Genomic DNA, 2,093 nt, shown 5'->3' with positions numbered 1-2,093 from the left:
AACACTTCTGCCAGCTCACGGTAGAAGTCGCCCAGATTGCTTTGCGGATGATTGAGCACGCCCACCGTCAAGTCGGCCTGGCGTTCAAGCCGGTCGGCCAAGGCGCGCAGCACCACACTCTTGCCGGTGCCAGGGTCGCCCGTGATCATGGCGAAGCCACCTTCACGTACATGAACGTTCTCGATACGCCAGAGGAAGTCACTCATTTTCGGCGACAGATACAAGGCTTCGCTGGGCAACTCGGTACTGAAGGGATTCCATTTCAGGCCATACTGGGTCAACAGGATACGGTTCATGTTTTGTGCTCCAGGTCGTGACAGGTTTCATCGAGTTCAAGATAGGCTGGCGGCAGGCCCGTGGCGGCGAATTGCGCCTGCAACTGACGCATCAGCGGGGCGCGCCCATCGCCTTGCCCTGCGCTTTCACGTTCGCCTTTGAGCGCCGTCACCGGCAGCGACGACACCCCCACCGGGCGGCGCCGGCCATCGGCGTTCCTGGCCTTGTCCAGCGGATAGATCGTGGCTTGCACGTCGCCGCTGCGGGGATCGACGATGTCGGCGCAACTGCGATCCCAGCGTGCATAGCGCAGCCGCAGTTCACGCAGATGGGCGAACACCTGCGGGATCTCGAAGCGGATGCCATCGAGTGATGCCGTGCCATCGCTGCGGCGTTGGCTACGTTTGACCTCGATGCGGAAGTGGCGCCGCAAGGTGGCCGAATCGGGACAGTCGCGCATCACGCTGGGGCCGGCGATGAACCGTTGCAGCGGCGTGGCGCCGTTCAATTCACGATGCGCCGTCTGATGGTATTCGTTCTCGACCCAGGCAAACGACGCCTCATTGAGCTGCGCCAGGGTCAGGTTGGGAACGGCGTCGAGCATGGCCATCAGGCGCCCCTCGATCCGCCCCCACAGGGTCTCCTGCTTGCCATTCATCCATGCCGAGCGCGGCCGGGTGTTAAGGCCGAGGATGCCAAGCTGGTGCAACCCGGCGCGAAACTCGCCGGCGATCATCGCCGAACCGTTGTCGCTGTAAATCGCCCTGGGCAGGCCGCGCCGCTGCAACGCCTGGCAATAGCAATGCACCAGGCATTGCGTGTTCTCGTGGCCGTACCATTGCAGGTGCAGGATCAGGCGCGAGTAATCGTCGATCACGCACAGGCCGATCGGCGTGATCCATTCTCCTTGCCGGTTCAGCACCGGCAGCGAGCCTTGATGGCCGTCCAGATGCGTCAGCGAACCAACGTGCGTGGCCTCATAGCTGCGCACTTCGCGCGTGCCGTCGGGAAGCGCCGCGCGTTGCGGACCGGACAGCGGTGTGCGCTCGCGCCACAGCCCTTGGGCGCGGAAGAAGCGCCGAACCGACGCGTACGAAGGCAGGCTGCCCGGCGCGGTAACGAGCTTGAGGTTGTCGTAATGGAGCTGGACGTGCCACTTGGGATGGGTCAGGTATTGGTCTCGGATGGCGGCGGCCAGTTCAGTACTGATAGCGCGCACGCAGCCCAGATCGGAGCGCGGCACCGTGGCCAGCAGCGTGGCCGGGTCCGGGCTGCGCCGCGCCAGGGACAGCCAGCGTTCGAGCGTGGAAACGCCGAAGCGTACATCGCGCCCATGGATCGGATGGCGCCAGGTCTGCCGGCTCAATTCGGTCAGTCGGCGCATCAATTCGCCCCGTATCGGCGGGGCCGCCAGCAGTTGCCCGATGACCAGCAGGCGCAGTCTGGCCCAGCGCTCCCGGGCACTGGGATCGTCTTTGGTGGACATGGCGACAGCTCCTTTCGCACAAGCGAGCCCATGGCCCGGTAAAGGCAGATTAGGCGAGCATCGCCTCCTTGCACAGGACCATCCTGTGCGTGCCGATAGGTCCCATTTAGCGCCCCTCGGTTATCGTGGAAAGCGGCGCGATCCAGCGCATGACCAGCGTCAGTGCATCGGCATCGCCAGCGGCGATGGTCCGGCCCAGCAACGCACCCGGCAGTTCGGAGGCGGCGATGGGCGGCAGGAAACGGCCTTTCAGGTCAAGCCAGAGCGCGCTGGCTGTGAACCCGGTCAGCCACCATTCGCGCCAGCGTCGTATTGTGCGCACGGGGACGCC

Annotated in this window: 2 protein-coding genes and 1 pseudogene; all 3 read right to left on the bottom strand. The window is 64.7% G+C overall.

Annotated features, from left to right (window positions below):
• Positions 1-296 (bottom strand): AAA family ATPase (locus tag ACP7D4_RS27895; RefSeq protein ID WP_426212682.1); only part of this gene is annotated, 296 nt, incomplete at its 3' end.
• Entirely contained in the window at positions 293-1,762 is a 1,470-nt protein-coding gene (locus ACP7D4_RS27890; protein ID WP_426107936.1) for a DDE-type integrase/transposase/recombinase, read from the bottom strand. The genes ACP7D4_RS27895 and ACP7D4_RS27890, both read right to left, overlap by 4 nt.
• Positions 1,763-1,868: 106 nt before the next feature.
• Positions 1,869-2,093: pseudogene (locus ACP7D4_RS27885) on the bottom strand (hypothetical protein); the annotation flags it as partial.

Source organism: Massilia sp. TWP1-3-3, from assembly GCF_049897805.1.
In the GTDB taxonomy this organism is placed as follows: domain Bacteria; phylum Pseudomonadota; class Gammaproteobacteria; order Burkholderiales; family Burkholderiaceae_D; genus Telluria_A.
This window is presented reverse-complemented; position numbering and strand designations above follow the sequence as displayed.

What these genes read in the sequence shown, in the direction of transcription:
- ACP7D4_RS27890 (WP_426107936.1), bottom strand. Translation starts at nt 1,762, where the DNA reads ATGTCCACCAAAGACGATCCCAGTGCCCGGGAGCGCTGGGCCAGACTG.